This window comes from Providencia sp. PROV080 (genome assembly GCF_033688105.1).
Taxonomy (GTDB): domain Bacteria; phylum Pseudomonadota; class Gammaproteobacteria; order Enterobacterales; family Enterobacteriaceae; genus Providencia; species Providencia zhejiangensis.
Genome location: NZ_CP096346.1, coordinates 449,619 through 466,057, shown reverse-complemented (window position 1 = coordinate 466,057; position 16,439 = coordinate 449,619). Strand labels below are relative to the sequence as shown.

The following is a 16,439-nucleotide window of genomic DNA, read 5'->3' as shown; positions in this document are numbered from 1 at the left end:
TTTTATCACAAACGACGACACTAGAAGAGGATATTCATGAAATGGCTAAGAGGACAAAAATCAACCATCTTATTTGTCTGGTAACACTAGCAATAGGACTGATCATCGGAGGAAGTGTGTCCGCTTCTGTGAGCGAGGTTAATACAAGAACCGCTCCCGTTATAGGGCACGCCCCCGTCGTGAGTGATGTGACATTTGATAAGATGACACCAGCCGTCCATGATACCGTCACGGCCACTCCAACGATAACAGATGAGGATCATGACACGCCAGTGACATCACTTTATCAGTGGCAACTGGATGGTAAAGATATTCCAAAGGCCACAGAAAATAGCTATCGACTGGTGCCCGGAGATGGCAACGGGAAAAAACTGACCATCATGGTCACACCGCAAACCGATCCTGCAATCACGGAACCAGCAACTGGCATAGCATTCACTTCATCCCCTATCATCACCCAAGGGCTGGCACCTGAGGCCGTCGCAGTGAAAATTTATGGCAAACCAGAAGTAGGACAATTGCTGACTGGATCTTATCTCTACCATGATAGTGATACCCCCAAAGACCTTGAAGATACCTCAAGCAGCGGTACCCAATTCGAGTGGATTTGTTCCCGTAGTAGTAGTAAAAAAACACTAGCAACAGCTAAGACTTATACCCTACAAGATGCAGATGTCGGGTGTGCAATTTCTTTTAACGTCACCCCTCGTTCAATCAGTGGGATACCGAATACCGGTGCGCAAGCTCAGTCAAAGGCGCTCAATGTGATTAAAGCAGTACCACCACCGGAAATTCGGCTATTTAACGGCAACCAGATAGGGGATCGTTCCGGCCCTGGATACAATATAGAGATAAATTATGTGAACCCTGGTTATGGTGCTCTTAAGGCAATAGTATTTCAAGAGCACTTAAGAGGTCCAGAAAAAAATTATCCTCTAGATGAGGTTAAAGTTGGCGAACTCACTAACAGTCATTCACTTGTTACTGATTCTGGAAGCGCTATAAAGTTTGGAAAAAATGCACGAAGTAATACGGGGGCTACAATTTCTGTTTATGCCACCCTTCATTTTCAAAATGGAAAAAGATTACAAGGCAGTTCGGGTTATATAACACTGGAGTAGCCAAGCAGCATCGTTAATTTAATTAGCAATCTGAGGGGTAATGTAAGTCGCATTACCCCTTTGACTAATCAAAAACTGGTTTACCAGTAACTGACTAAAATCCCGACAAATAAGATAAAACCCACATAATTATTATTCATAAAGGCTTTAAAACAGGGAGCGCGCTCTCTATTGACCATCAGTTTTTGCTGATAAACAAACAATAACGCAGCCAGTAATAACGAAATATAATAAGTGACACCTAAATTGGCGAGTAGCCCAATCGCCACCAGCAAGCCAATCATCACCACTTGTAAGATACCGATGATCAATTTGTCATACTGACCAAATAAAATAGCCGTCGATTTCACACCAATTTTTAAGTCGTCATTGCGATCCACCATCGCATACTGGGTGTCATAAATCACCGACCATAAAATATTGACAAGAAACAGCAGCCAGCAAACCAGTGGTAATGATTCACTCACCGCAGAGAATCCCATCGGAATAGACCAACCAAATGCGGCCCCTAAAACGACTTGAGGTAAATGGCTAACACGTTTTACAAAAGGGTAAACCCATGCCAACGCTAATCCAGCAATAGAAAGCCAAATAGTCATAGCATTCAATGTCAGAACGAGCAAGAACGATAACCCGACAAGGCCAGCAAACAACATTTTGGCTTCTTTTTCGGTCACATCACCACTAGGTAATGGGCGATGTTTCGTGCGTTCAACATGTCCGTCAAAATGGCGATCAGCAAAGTCATTAATCACACACCCTGCTGCCCGCATCAAAAACACGCCAGCGGTGAACACAATCAGAATATGTAAACTGGGTATACTTTGAGCTGCAATCCATAGTGCCCAATAGGTTGGCCATAACAACAGTAATGAACCAATGGGCCTATCAATACGCATCAAACGGCTGTAGGCATGCCATTTACTTAGCGCCATACTTCCCTCCATTTGTCGTGCTCCTTTATTTTTTATCTTTTATATGCAGGTGATTCAGGTAAAAATAGTTCGGTTAATAATAACGGTTTTTCTGATAATCTTAATAGGGAGCGCCGGATCCATCGTAAATTTTGCTGCCCTATATGGATATAATCACGAGTAAGATTATCATGACTGAAAAGATAACGCCCTAATGGAACGGCACCAATGTCAATCAATTGACGATCTTCTCCGGTCAATGTTTCTTGAGGAATCAGGGTTCGCCCAAGCAACCACGGGATATTATCCCCATACATAATGACCTCTCGTAACCAATAATATTCACTGGGAGGCAAACACTGGACTTCTTCTTCACTTAAAGCTTCTTTGGTCACATAACGTTGTGTATAAGGCACGACGGTGACACGTTGGCAGTGCTGCTCTAAGCGCTTTGTCATTGACCCGAGTTCATATAACCAGTCTAAAATATTTTCAGGAACAAGGTTATCCGTTTCTGACAGCCAAGTTATCGGGTGAGAGGTAAAAAGCGTTTCATCCATTACTCATAATTCCACCACTAAAATATGTGGTTGTGCATCATATTGGTTCATACTATGAAGGATATCACGTTGTTTTGCTGTAAGGTTAAAGTTAGCTAACAAATTAGTTAAAAACTCACAAATTAAACATGAATTGTGAAAATTTTTTGAAATAATTTTTAATAACTAATGAGTTATCAACAATAAAAGAATTATTAATATTGAAATGACTAAACCGCAATAGCCTGCTAACTTAGCAGGCTATCACTGATAGGTTAATTAACGCCATGCTTTATAACGATTAATTAATCCATTTGTTGAACTATCGTGGCTACTGACATCATCGGTACTTTCTAGCTCTGGCAAAATACGGCTTGCCAGTTGTTTACCCAGCTCGACACCCCATTGGTCGAACGTGAAGATATTGAGGATCGCCCCTTGAGTAAAGATCTTATGTTCATACATTGCAATTAATGCACCCAATGAATAAGGCGTTATCTCTTTGAGTAAAATCGAGTTAGTTGGACGGTTGCCTTCAAACACTTTATAAGGCGCAACATATTCCATATCCGCTGGGTTTTTACCTTGTGCTGCGAATTCCGCATCAACCACTTCACGAGTCTTACCAAATGCTAGGGCCTCGGTTTGAGCGAAGAAGTTAGACAGCAGTTTATCGTGGTGATCACCTAATGGATTGTGCGTTACCGCCGGGGCGATAAAGTCACAAGGGATCATTTTCGTTCCTTGGTGAATTAATTGATAAAATGCATGTTGCCCATTAGTCCCCGGTTCACCCCAAATAATCGGGCCAGTCTGATAAGAGACTTTATTGCCATTGCGGTCAATATACTTACCATTCGATTCCATATTGCCTTGCTGGAAGTAAGCGGCAAAACGATGCATATATTGATCATATGGCAGAATCGCTTCAGTTTCCGACTCAAAAAAGTTGTTATACCAAATGCCAATAAGCCCAAGTAGCACAGGAATGTTATTTTCAAAGGCGGTTTGAGTGAAATGTTTATCCATCGCATGCGCACCTTCAAGGAGTTGCACAAAATTATCATAACCTACGGATAAAATGATGGATAACCCAATTGCAGACCATAGAGAATAACGACCACCAACCCAATCCCAGAACTCAAACATATTGGCTGTATCAATACCAAACTTAGCAACTTGCTCACCATTCGTTGATAGCGCAACAAAGTGCTTAGCCACATGCTGTTCATCTTTTGCTTGTGCAAGTAGCCAGTCACGCGCGGAATGCGCATTGGTCATGGTTTCTTGAGTCGTAAATGTTTTCGACGCGATAAGAAAGAGTGTTGTCTCTGGATTCAATGTTTTCAACGTTTCAGCTATCTGAGTCCCATCAACATTGGAAACGAAGTGCATATTGAGATGGTTTTTATAAGGTCGTAGTGCCTCTGTCACCATAAATGGGCCAAGATCAGAACCACCAATACCAATATTCACGACATCCGTAATTGCTTTCCCTGTATACCCTTTCCAGTCACCCTTAATGATACGCTCACTGAATTGATGCATCTTTTCTAATACTGCATTGACATCCGGCATCACATCTTTGCCATCAACATAGATAGGCGTGTTGTCGCGGTTGCGTAACGCAATATGTAAAACGGCACGGTCTTCCGTACGGTTAATTTTTTCGCCGCTGAACATACTTTCAATCGCACTTTTCAGCGCTGTCTCTTCCGCCAGCGCTAATAATTTGTCCAGGGTCTCTTCAGTAATTCGGTTTTTGGAGTAGTCCACCAAAATTTGGTCGCCGAATGTCGCGGAAAATTTATGAAAGCGATCATTATCTTGTTTGAACAGGTCACGCATATGAGTCTCTTTCATTTGCGAAAAATGTTGCTCTAGCGCCCGCCATGCTGCCGTCTGGCTTGGATTAATACTCTTCATGGATAACACTCTCCAAAAGATTTGAAATAAAAGTCAATTGTAACTCGCCGAGACATCTCGACCTATCAGTTTCCTGTGATCTAATCATCCTAATGATATTGGTCAATTTTTTACAATTTTTCCAGAGCTTATTACAGCCATCGAGAAAAGCGATAATCAATTAGCCATCATTAGAATTACTGATTTGTATCGATTCTTCATTGACGCCATCGAGCTAACCCGATATTTCTATATAAAAAATAGATTGCCAAAAGGGATTGATACCATGAATGCAGTAGCGTCTTTATCAGAAAGTACCCCGTTCGTTATCGCTAAATTTGGTGGAACGAGTGTCGCCAATTTTGAAGCGATGAACAAAAGTGCTGATATTGTTCTTTCAAATAATCATGTCCGTGTTGTGGTTCTTTCTGCCTCAGCAGGGATCACGAATTTATTGATTGAACTTGCCGAAGGTTGCGACACTGATAAACGTAATGAGCTACTGCAAAAGGTCAAAGACATTCAATACGCAATTATTGATAAGTTACAGCATGCTGACGTTATTCGCGAAGAAATTAATCGTTTACTGGATAATATCGCCCATTTAGCGGATTCCGCTTCACTTGCAACATCAGACGCCTTAACGGATGAAATGGTCAGTCATGGTGAATTAATGTCAACGCTACTGTTTGTTGAAGTGATCCGTCAGCGTGGTACCGATTCACAATGGTTCGATGTCCGCAAGGTCATGAAAACCAATGCAAACTTTGGCCGTGCAGAACCTGATTTACAGCAGTTAAAAGAGGCTGCGCGTCAACAATTGCTGCCGCGTTTACAAAATACAGTATTCATCACCCAAGGTTTTATTGGTCAAGACAGCAAAGGCCGTACCACTACCCTTGGCCGTGGTGGAAGTGATTATACTGCGGCTTTACTCGCTGAGGTTCTCGACCTATCTCGCGTTGATATTTGGACCGATGTACCGGGTATCTACACGACCGATCCCCGTGTCGTACCGGCTGCTCAACGTATTGATGAAATCGCTTTTGATGAAGCGGCTGAAATGGCCACTTTTGGGGCAAAAATTCTACATCCCGCGACCTTATTGCCAGCAGTACGTGCAGGCATCCCTGTGTTCGTTGGCTCGAGCAAAGACCCAGATGCAGGGGGGACATTAGTCTGCGATAAAACAGCGAATGCTCCACAATTTAGAGCATTAGCTTTACGCCGCAAACAAACATTACTGACATTGCATAGTTTGAAAATGCTCCACGCACGCGGCTTCTTAGCTGAGATATTCACGATTTTATTGCGTCACAATATTTCTGTTGATTTGATCACCACGTCAGAAGTGAGCGTCGCGTTAACACTCGATACGACAGGCTCAACAGGCACTAATGGGAGCTTACTCACGAACGCACTGATGACCGAACTTTCGACCTTGTGTCGCGTTGAAGTGGAAGAAAATCTCGCGTTAGTTGCGATTATTGGTAATGAGTTATCTCAAGTGAATGGACTGGGTAAACAAATTTTTGGGGCTTTAGAATCATTTAATATTCGCATGATCAGCTACGGGGCTAGCAGCCACAATATTTGCTTACTTGTACCGGGTAACGATGCGGAAGAAATCGTGCGGACTTTACACTCAAATCTGTTCGAATAAGCCATTATTTTATTTTTAACAAGAGGGTCATCACCCAATGACCCTTTTGTTATATCCATCACCGCTTATTCATTATTAATTGAACGTTATCACTGTATTTTAGCATTGATGCTTTCGCTTCTTTATTTTCCTGTAATAGCTGTAAGTTTTTGATCGCAACGGCATTACCTGATTGTGCCGCGCGTTCAAACCACCTCATCGCACGGAAAATATTTTTCTCGCCGCCTAGCCCTCGCGCATACATTACTGCAAGGTTATTTTGAGCCTCACTGATATCTTTAAATGCGGATTGCTGCAAAAGCTCTCGTGCCTTTTGGACGTTTTGTTGTACGCCTGTGCCCGTCAAATAAAAAAGCGCTAACTGGTTTTTTGATTGAATATTATTCTGTTCGGAGGCCAATAACCAACTCACGATCTTTTGACTGTCAACTTTAGGTAACTGTCCTTCCAGATACCATTCCGCTAATTTAACTTGAGCCTCGGGAATATCATCATCGGCCATACTCATATACCATTCAATGGCCTTTCCATGATCGGCTGTTACACCACCTAAGCCTTGCTCATAAAATTCAGCCACTTTCATTGCAGCCGCAACAGAACCATTTTCAGCACCTTGCTGATACCAATCGAACGCACTCGGCAGATCTTTACCTATTCCATCCCCTGATTCATAACCTCGCCCCATGGCAAATTGCGCGTCAGCATTTCCCTGTAATGCGGCACGTTTGTACCAATAGATAGCTTGATAATGGTTTTTCTCAATTAAGCGATGACCTTCGTAGTAAAAGTCGCCCATATTGGTTTGTGCTGTTGCTGAGCCCATATTTGCCGCTTGGCGATACAAGTTGATGGCCCGTTCTTCATCCTTTTCAACGCCTTCACCGTTTTCATATAACACAGCCAGATTATTCACTGCGGAAGCTACGCCTTGCTGCGCACTCTCCTCATACCATTCTCGGGCTTTTTGATAATCGACATCTCCGCCTAATCCATCATGGTAGAACATGCCTAGCGCAAATTGCCCATAGGCTTGCCCCTGCTCCGCGGCTTCTGAATACCATGCTTTCGCTTGCTGGTAATCTTGTTTTACGCCATAGCCACGCTCATATAAAAATCCTAGGCCATACTGGCAATAGGCATCGCCTTTTTCAGCCCCTTTACGATACCAACGAGCAGCCTCTGCATATTTTTCCTGATTTTGCGCTAATAGCCCCAAATAATAATCGCCATCGGTATTACCCAGTTTGGCGGCTTTTTTAAACCAAATAGCCGCCTGCTGACTGTCCGCAGGTAAATAGTCCGTACCGTCCATATAAACGAGGCCAATATCCAAAATAGCGTCAATATCGCCGGACTCAGCTTCTTTCAATCGATGAGTAAAATCTTCAGGCAGGTTATTTGAAGGTGAAACTTGAGATGCTGGTAATGATTGTTTTTCTTTGACTGACAACGGTTCTGTTGTCTCAGCTTGCACAAAAGTCACATTGCTCAAGCAAAGCAATACTATTAAAGATCGTAAATTCATTAGCTCTATCCATTCACCAGCGTTATGCATATAACATAACACTCCTAATGGAAAAGAATAAGTGTGCCGAATCTAAAATCGATAAAGAATAGCGTCTATTCGCGAATAAAGGTGGTGAGATAACATTCACCACCTTTGTTCCATTAATTCACTCGATATCCGCCATGTTTACTGGCAAATAAATTAAACTTACCCCATTCAACAAGCATTGACTCCAATGTTTCATGGTTTACTTTGCATAAGTTGGCAATTTGTGACACCACAAATTGGTTTTCCCCGACTAACTCAGCCGAGAAAACTTCAGCAATCCAGCCGCACTCTTTGACCGTCACCAACCAACCATCATTCGTCGCAAACTTATGAACTGGGATCATCCCTTCTTTTGGGCTTTCCTTGGACAATAATGCATCTTCCTCGCGCTGCGCTTGATGAAATGCTTCAATTTCTTCTTGTGAAGGAATAGGCTCAACCACTTTCGCATCTTCTAAATAAAGATAGATTTCCTCTGCTCGAGCCGGTGTCAATTCACTCTTTAGCCAAACTTGATTAAAACAGTGATCACTGAGCATCTCGTCAGTATCCAGCTTATCCATGATTTGCAGAATGCTCATCATCGCGCTCACGAAATCTTCGCTCATGAAAAACGTCTCAGGTGCCGCACTGTTTTGGATTTTATAAGGATAGACCGCCGTATCCGGCAGCCTATCTTCAATCATAAATTCGTAGCTCATCATTCAGCCTCTTTAAGTGTCTTACTGATAAGATGGTGTCGAACTCACTAAAAATCAATCCTCTGGGTCATAACCTAAGTTAGGGGCAAGCCATCGTTCCAGCTCACTCACCGACATCCCCTTACGTTTAGCGTAATCCTCTATTTGGTCACGTTGCAGTTGAGCGACTGCAAAGTACTTGCTATCTGGGTGGCTAAAGTACCAACCTGACACTGAGGCTCCAGGCCACATCGCGTAAGAGCTTGTCAATTTCATCCCTATTTGATTTTCGACATCTAACAGCCGCCAAATTTTTTCTTTTTCCGTGTGTTCAGGACAAGCAGGATAGCCTGGCGCTGGACGAATACCTTGATATTTCTCACGAATAAGCTCTTCATTCGCTAAATTTTCTTCTGGCGCATAACCCCAATACTCTTTTCTCACCTGCTGATGTAAATACTCAGCAAATGCTTCGGCTAGCCTATCCGCCAAGGCTTTTAGCATGATCTTATTATAGTCATCATGTTGCTGCTCATACTGTTCCGCCAGCACATCCTCTTCTAAACCACCAGTAACGGCAAAAGCACCGATATAATCGGCTTTACCACTGCTTTTCGGTGCCACGAAATCAGATAAACAATAGTTCGGAAACTCTTTTTTCTCTGTCTGCTGACGTAAATTGAGTGCAACTGACTGCACGCTATCACGGGCAGTAGAGTGATATATTTCAATATCATCCCCCACACGATTGGCAGGGAATAACCCTAAAATGCCTCTAGGGGTCAATGATTTCTCTTTAGCTAATTTATCTAACATATTATTAGCGTCACTTAGCAGTTTGCGCGCTTCTTCCCCTACCACCTCATCTTCTAAAATACGTGGGTACTTACCAGCAAGAGACCACGTCATAAAGAAAGGTGTCCAGTCAATATAGTGACGTAATGTCTCAATGGATGCCTTAACTTCTTTTACGCCTAAAAAACGCGGTACTGGCGGTTGATAATCTTGCCAGTTAATTTTCACAGGATTAGCACGGGCGACATCAAGAGAAACCGGCGGTGTTTTAGTTTTTTTACGGCCATGCTGTTCACGCACCACTTCATATTCACGACGGGTTCGTGCCACAAATTCGTCTTTTTGAGTGTCTGATAGTAAAGCAGAAACCACCCCAACAGTGCGTGATGCATTTTGCACATACGTGACGGAATGGCTGTAGTTTGGCTCTATTTTGACAGCGGTATGGGCTTTCGATGTCGTGGCTCCACCAATCATCAACGGTAGAGTAAAACCTTGGCGCTCCATCTCTTTAGCAACATGCACCATTTCATCTAATGAGGGAGTGATTAACCCTGAAAGCCCGATAATATCGACATTCTGCTCTCGAGCCGTTCTTAAGATTGTTTCACAAGGCACCATGACGCCTAAGTCTATAATTTCATAGTTATTACACTGTAAGACGACACCAACAATGTTTTTTCCAATGTCATGAACATCACCTTTTACCGTTGCGAGTAAAATTTTACCCGCGCTACTTCCCGCTTGCTTAAGCTCTTGAATATAAGGCTCTAAATAAGCAACGGCTTGTTTCATCACCCGAGCAGATTTTACCACTTGCGGAAGAAACATTTTCCCTTCACCAAATAAGTCTCCCACCACATTCATGCCATTCATGAGTGGCCCTTCAATCACTTCAATCGGGCTTGCCGCACGCTGACGTGCTTCTTCGGTATCTTGTGTAATAAATTCAGTAATGCCTTTAACTAAGGCATATTCTAAGCGCTTTTCAACATCCCATGAGCGCCATTCCGCCTGTTGAATCTGTTGTTCATCACTGTTGGTTTTGCGGTATTTTTCAGCGAGTTCGAGTAGACGTTCCGTACTGTCATCACGGCGGTTTAAAATGACATCTTCGACCGCCTCTTTTAACTCTGCGGGAAGATCATCATAGATAGCCAATTGTCCCGCATTGACAATTCCCATATCCATACCATTACGGATCGCGTAATAGAGGAATACGGCATGAATAGCCTCTCGCACAGGATCATTTCCTCTAAAGGAAAACGAAACGTTAGACACTCCACCAGAGATCATGGCATGCGGTAATTGCTGTTTGATATCCTGACAAACCTCAATAAAATCGACCGCATAGTTATTATGCTCTTCGATACCGGTTGCTACTGCAAAAATATTGGGGTCAAAAATAATATCTTCAGGCGGAAAACCAATCTGTTCGGTCAACACTTGATACGCACGGCGGCAAATTTCAATTTTTCGTTCGCGGGTATCTGCTTGGCCCACCTCATCAAAGGCCATCACAATAACGGCAGCACCGTATTTACGCACTAATTTGGCATGTTCAATAAAGGCGGCTTCCCCTTCCTTCATCGAAATTGAGTTAACAATGCCTTTGCCTTGAATACATTTAAGGCCCTTTTCAATCACATCCCACTTAGACGAGTCGATCATGATTGGCACACGTGCAATATCTGGCTCACCAGCAATCAGATTCAAAAAACGTACCATGGCCGCTTCTGAATCCAACATACCTTCATCCATGTTGATATCAATGATTTGAGCACCATTTTCCACTTGCTGACGAGCGATATCTAAAGCTTCTTGGTAATGACCCTCTTTAATGAGGCGTTTAAATTTTGCTGAACCCGTCACATTGGTCCGTTCACCCACATTAACAAATAATGATCCTTTACCAATATTCAGGGGTTCTAAGCCTGATAAACGACATTCAACAGCAAGTTCTGGCAATACTCTAGGGGGAATTCCTTTAACTGCTTCAGCCATCTTTTTGATATGTAAAGGTGTTGTTCCACAACAACCACCAACAATATTGAGAAAACCCGCCTGCGCCCATTCATGAATTTGAGCCGCCATGTTTTGTGCATCAAGGTCATATTCACCAAACGCATTTGGCAACCCCGCGTTAGGGTGTGCACTCACATAGCACTCAGCAATACGCGATAATTCAGAAACATATTGGCGTAATTCATCCGGCCCCAAGGCACAGTTCAAACCAAATGAAATAGGTTTAGCATGACGTAATGAGTTATAGAAAGCTTCGGTCGTTTGTCCCGATAACGTCCGTCCAGAGGCATCCGTGATCGTGCCTGAAATCATGACCGGCAACGTGATCCCTAAAGCTTCAAATTCGGTTTCAATCGCGAAAATAGCCGCTTTGGCATTTAACGTATCAAAAATGGTTTCGATCATGATCAAATCAACACCCCCTTTGATCAGTGATCGCGTTGATTCGCGGTATGCTTCAACCAGTTGATCAAAACTAATGTTTCGAAATGCGGGATCGTTAACATCCGGAGAAATAGACGCTGTTCGATTGGTCGGCCCCAGTACTCCCGCAACATAACGCGGTTGTTCGGGGGTTTTACGAGTCCACTCATCAGCACATTCACGAGCGATACGTGCGGCGACTTCATTAATTTCAGCAGACAAGGATTCCATTTTATAGTCCGCCATTGCGATCGTTGTTGAGTTGAAAGTATTAGTCTCAACAATATCAGCGCCTGCTTCAAAATATTGGTTGTGGATCTCACGAATGATTTCTGGCTGAGTTAAAACAAGTAGATCATTGTTTCCTTTTAGATCGCTAGGCCAATCCGCAAATCGTTCACCACGAAATTGTTCTTCAGTGAGTTTATGGCGTTGGATCATTGTCCCCATCGCCCCGTCCAGTACTAAGATTCTCTTTTGTAATTCTTGTTCTAACCTACTGATTTTATAACTCACTTTCCCTGCCTCCTAAAAAACAACAACCTTAGTCATAAGTTAAATTAGCGCTATGATAATCCTACCATAGTTTTTAGGTCGAGAAGCCCATGCCATGATGAGAGTTTCTCAGGTTGCATCAGATCTAATTTTTCACTGATCCGATGAGTATTTTGGGGTGAGATCATTCATAATAGAAACAAAAATTCATTCCAGTCAGGAGAGACTTAATGGCGACTGCATCAATCAGTAAAAAAATAAAAAAGGCAAAAGGGCCAGCAAGTGGCGCACCTGCGGCAGGTCAAGTCCAGTCATTAAGTCGTGGACTAACACTTTTGGAATATATTTCTGAATCAACGGGGGGAATTGCTTTAACGGATTTAGCCCTACAAGCAGGTTTACCCAATTCCACCACGCACCGTTTGCTCATGACGCTCGAACAGCATGGCTTTGTACGCCAAACAGGGGATCTTGGATTATGGGTTATTGCTTCTAATGCCTTTATTATTGGTAGTAGCTTCCTTGAGAGCCGTAATTTACTTGCTTTAGTTCACCCTATATTGCGTCGTTTAATGGAAGAGTCGGGTGAAACCGTCAATCTTGCCATTTTAGATCACAGTGAATTCGATGCTGTCATCGTCGATCAAGTACAATGCAATGCATTAATGCGCATGTCAGCGCCGATTGGGGGTAAACTACCGCTACATGCCTCAGGTGCGGGTAAAGCGTTTATTGCCAATCTTCCAGAAGAACAGCTGATTCCTTTGCTGAGTAAAAAAGGCCTCCACGCCTATACACCCTATACATTAACCACCCCTTCGGCCTTAAAAGAAAACTTGCAACAGGCGAAAAAACAAGGGTTTTCCTACGATGATGAAGAGCATGCGTTAGGGTTAAGATGTATCGGCGCGTGTATTTATGATGAGCACAAAGAAGCCTTTGCTGCGATTTCAATCTCAGGGCCACTGTCACGTATCACCGATGATCGCGTGACTGAGCTGGGTGCGATGGTGATCAAAGCTGCGAAAGAGATCAGCCGTGAATATGGCGCAATCCGTTAACTAATCCCCCACATGCTGAACCTGTGGCCGCTCAAATTGGTTAGAAGAGAGAAAACGTGACATATCACGGTACTTTTCAATTAATGCTAACGCAATAGCCTCAGTTTCAGCATCGGCTTTCCCCTCAATATTGCGTGGACGGAAGTGCATTTGAAAAGCACGAATAATCTTTTGTGTCTGCGCATCAAGCTGACCGGATAACGGTACCTCGGCATAACCATAAAATCTCAATGCTTTCTGTAGCAACAACACATTACCGGGCTCATAGGCACTTCGACCCGATAAATAATTTGTGACCGTTGCTGCATCAGGCCAAGCACCAATGCCCTGTTTCGCTAATGTTTCCCAAGGAAAGGCTCTACCAGGATCTTCTTTACGCAATGGCGCAATATCACTATGACCAACAATATTCTGAGCCGGAATATTGTATCGCTGCATAATATCTTTAACTAATGGGATCAACGCTGAAATTTGAGACTGATTAAAAGGTGCCCATGTCTTATTACCTTTTTTGTCAACACTAAAACCCGCATTCACAATTTCAATACCAATGGAAATATCATTCAAGCCACTATGATACCGCCAGTGGCTATCACCCGCATGCCATGCTTTCAGTTCTTCTGGAACTAATTGTAATACGACGGGTTGGTTATCTTTCTGTGTAGGCTGACTAGGGATCAGATAATGGGAACTCACTTGCCCTTTAGTGAGCAAATAAATGGAATAATCATCATTAGAGACAGTGTAATGCAAAACCACATATTGAACTCTCTCACTGGTGTTACGTGATGGATAACTCGTATCAACATAATACCCCTGCCGTGAAGAGAGTGTCGAACAGCCTGAAATAATAAACACAAATAAAATTAATAAATTACGAGTCATTTGTTCAGCCCTTTATGGCGCGCCATCACACCGATGCCTATTCTACCTTTTTATCAGATCACAAAAAATATACAAAGCATCAATAGAACGCGAGGTTCGCTGCAAATGGCCTCAAAATGCGGCTACACCGCCTTGAGAATTTTGATGTCCAAATTTTAATATGATGTTTTCTTGAACCCATTGAAGAGTATTAATACATAGACTCGCTATCAATATTTGCCATTTTGATGCTCAATTTCACTTTTATGCAATGAGTCACATCGACTAAATACGAAGATAAGGATTAAGAATTAGCAGTCAATCATTAAGTAGAAGTGCGAGAATATACAAACAGAAAACGGCAAAGCAATGACAAGATAAATCGCGAGGATGTGGAACAACTATTTTCAAACAATGATTATTTATTAAAATATAATAGCAATACAGGGTCATTAATTAAGTAGAAACCGAATGTCAATTAACTTATCTGTCCTTTTAACGCTTAAGAATAACACTGTTAGTGTAAGATTTAAGCGTATCATTCATACTAAAGTAGTACTGAGATTAAAAATATATTTATTGAATAATAACCACTCTATTAAATTAATGGGTTGATATTATTTACATGAGTAACTGATTATTTAACACCAGTTACTCATCGATAAGATCAAACGCCTGTTAAGCATCGATGACCGAGCATATTGACTATCTTAGGTACAAAGAGGGATCTTGCCTCACGCTTAAGAAGCTTATTCAATTTCACACTAATTAATTATATTAATAAATATTAGATAGGAATAGTAATATAATGAATACAATATCCTATCTTATTGTTGAATAAATCGTCCGTTTTTCGTGCTCAATTTCGTTCGTGATGATACTCATGATATCTTTTATATCGATATCTAAAAAAACAACAATTTCAATAAGTTTATCTAAACTTAGCTTATTCACTCCACGCTCATAACGCGAAACTTGTTGCTGACTTAAATTAATAATATCGGCTAATTCGTTACCCGATAGCCCTCTTTTCATTCTTGCTTGCCGCAAATGATGACCTAATAAGGTATACACATCTTCTCTTTCTCTTATAGCCATACCCCTCTCCTAGAAAAAGAAATAAATAATTATTTTTTTATATTTTCTATTATAGGATCTCCATTTTTTATTAAAAATAGTTATCAACAATCAAACTTTAATAAATTGATAGATGATAATTATCATTTAACGTTTTTAAACTCTCATCTCTATTTTTTAAAAAGCAATTCATTGCTTTTTAATCATTTTTTATTTTCATAATCTTTTGAAATATTTTTATAGTTAATTATTTATACTTAACTTATTCATAACTGTTTACACTTTAAATAAGTCTAGAAATAGTTAGACACTTAAAACAATATTTCTAAAAACAAAAAATAGCTAATAACATATTTATAATATGACATAGATCATGATTTTAAATTCAATAGTAATAAAAGCCTCAGGAGTAAAAAACTTAACGCCAATAGAAATAAATGCTTCCCCTAACTTAAAATCAAACGATCACACACAAACCAATGTTATGTTTTTAAAATACCCTCTTAACCAAAATTGACGCCTTTCGACCTTATAACGATGATCCCCACTTTATCTTGTAAGTAGCGGTTTAACTCTACATCCACAACTTTTAAATTTAATTTCAACGAGGATGCATTTCTAAAATAGATTTTATTGCCTTCACGAATCGCAATACCAACATGACTCACATCCAATTCCGGTTTATTCGAGTAAATACCAATATAGTCACCTGTTTGGAGTTTTTTCAGAACAGCCTCATCAATATACTGAGTTGGAATATAACTGATCGTTCGTGATGTAACAGGGAGACCTTGAATCAGCAATTGGCCATTGCCTTTTTGATTCAAATGCTTATGTACTTGTATCGTATGAGGGCTAATCTCCTGAGTCATATCAGACATCGCTTCATCAGCGGCCAACAGCCAATCAGTAAAAAAATGTCGCCGAGTGATATAGGCGATATTTTCTTCGCGGTATCGAGTCTTTTTTAAATTAGAAATAAAATCATCATAATTATCTGACTGCTTTAATGCTTCGGTATACTCAATGAATGTCATACAATCCATTGATTTTAAATTGACAACCAAGCTTTCCTTCTCTGAATCATGCGAATTCAACGTACGGTCATTATACGGTGTGCCTAGGAACATGGCTGTTATTAATTTCACGCGCTGCTCAGAGTCGAGCCCTTTGATATTATGTTGGATATCCTTCAATATTGATAACGACCCTGATTCTAAGACCGTTTCAGCCTTCGTTACCGAGCACATTAACACTAAAGCCACCGCAATAAATCGTTTAAGCATTGTATTCCTATTATTGGTGTTTTTATGAATAGAACG

The 16,439-nt window shown here is 41.4% G+C and carries 12 protein-coding genes; 3 read left to right on the top strand and 9 right to left on the bottom strand.

Annotation, left to right across the window (positions count from 1 at the left end; genetic code table 11):
* Positions 1 to 41 precede the first annotated feature (41 nt).
* Entirely contained in the window at positions 42 to 1,121 is a 1,080-nt protein-coding gene (locus M1F03_RS02005; RefSeq protein WP_272578412.1) for a hypothetical protein, read from the top strand.
* An 80-nt stretch (positions 1,122 to 1,201) separates the two neighbouring features.
* Here M1F03_RS02005 and ubiA read toward each other — a convergent pair whose 3' ends face one another.
* The 3 genes from ubiA to pgi form a co-directional block, all read right to left on the bottom strand.
* A complete protein-coding gene (gene ubiA, locus M1F03_RS02000; RefSeq protein WP_167520930.1) occupies positions 1,202 to 2,056 on the bottom strand; it encodes a 4-hydroxybenzoate octaprenyltransferase in 855 nt (284 codons plus the stop codon).
* 32 nt (positions 2,057 to 2,088) lie between these two features.
* Positions 2,089 to 2,595 (bottom strand): chorismate lyase, encoded by a 507-nt coding sequence (gene ubiC, locus M1F03_RS01995; RefSeq protein ID WP_154623877.1) that lies wholly within the window; start codon positions 2,593 to 2,595, stop codon positions 2,089 to 2,091.
* Between the two features lie 258 nt (positions 2,596 to 2,853).
* Positions 2,854 to 4,500, bottom strand: coding sequence for a glucose-6-phosphate isomerase (pgi, locus tag M1F03_RS01990; protein WP_154623878.1), 1,647 nt, complete (start codon positions 4,498 to 4,500; stop codon positions 2,854 to 2,856).
* Positions 4,501 to 4,765: 265 nt separating this feature from the next.
* On the opposite strand from pgi, the gene lysC reads away from it, so the two are divergent.
* Complete coding sequence (lysC, locus tag M1F03_RS01985; RefSeq protein ID WP_154623879.1) at positions 4,766 to 6,142, top strand: lysine-sensitive aspartokinase 3; 1,377 nt, start codon at positions 4,766 to 4,768, stop codon at positions 6,140 to 6,142.
* A gap of 58 nt (positions 6,143 to 6,200) precedes the next feature.
* Here lysC and M1F03_RS01980 read toward each other — a convergent pair whose 3' ends face one another.
* The 3 genes from M1F03_RS01980 to metH form a co-directional block, all read right to left on the bottom strand.
* Positions 6,201 to 7,697, bottom strand: a complete 1,497-nt coding sequence (locus M1F03_RS01980) for an SEL1-like repeat protein (protein ID WP_230085860.1) — start codon at positions 7,695 to 7,697, stop codon at positions 6,201 to 6,203.
* 113 nt (positions 7,698 to 7,810) lie between these two features.
* Complete coding sequence (locus tag M1F03_RS01975; protein ID WP_154623882.1) at positions 7,811 to 8,398, bottom strand: hypothetical protein; 588 nt, start codon at positions 8,396 to 8,398, stop codon at positions 7,811 to 7,813.
* A gap of 54 nt (positions 8,399 to 8,452) precedes the next feature.
* Positions 8,453 to 12,136 carry a methionine synthase gene (metH, locus tag M1F03_RS01970; protein ID WP_163860573.1) on the bottom strand — a complete coding sequence of 1,228 codons (3,684 nt, stop codon included), beginning with the start codon at positions 12,134 to 12,136 and terminating at the stop codon, positions 8,453 to 8,455.
* A 209-nt stretch (positions 12,137 to 12,345) separates the two neighbouring features.
* Here metH and iclR point away from each other — a divergent pair, with 209 nt between their 5' ends.
* Complete coding sequence (iclR, locus tag M1F03_RS01965; protein WP_004925895.1) at positions 12,346 to 13,176, top strand: glyoxylate bypass operon transcriptional repressor IclR; 831 nt, start codon at positions 12,346 to 12,348, stop codon at positions 13,174 to 13,176.
* Here the strand turns inward: iclR and M1F03_RS01960 are convergent, their stop codons facing one another.
* The 3 genes from M1F03_RS01960 to M1F03_RS01950 form a co-directional block, all read right to left on the bottom strand.
* Positions 13,177 to 14,061, bottom strand: a complete 885-nt coding sequence (locus tag M1F03_RS01960) for an N-acetylmuramoyl-L-alanine amidase (RefSeq protein ID WP_247047175.1) — start codon at positions 14,059 to 14,061, stop codon at positions 13,177 to 13,179.
* Between the two features lie 801 nt (positions 14,062 to 14,862).
* On the bottom strand, positions 14,863 to 15,138 hold the full coding sequence (locus tag M1F03_RS01955) for a helix-turn-helix domain-containing protein (RefSeq protein WP_196713961.1): 276 nt from the start codon (positions 15,136 to 15,138) through the stop codon (positions 14,863 to 14,865).
* Positions 15,139 to 15,620: 482 nt separating this feature from the next.
* Positions 15,621 to 16,403, bottom strand: a complete 783-nt coding sequence (locus M1F03_RS01950; RefSeq protein ID WP_154623062.1) for an N-acetylmuramoyl-L-alanine amidase-like domain-containing protein — start codon at positions 16,401 to 16,403, stop codon at positions 15,621 to 15,623.
* Between the last annotated feature and the right edge of the window lie 36 nt (positions 16,404 to 16,439).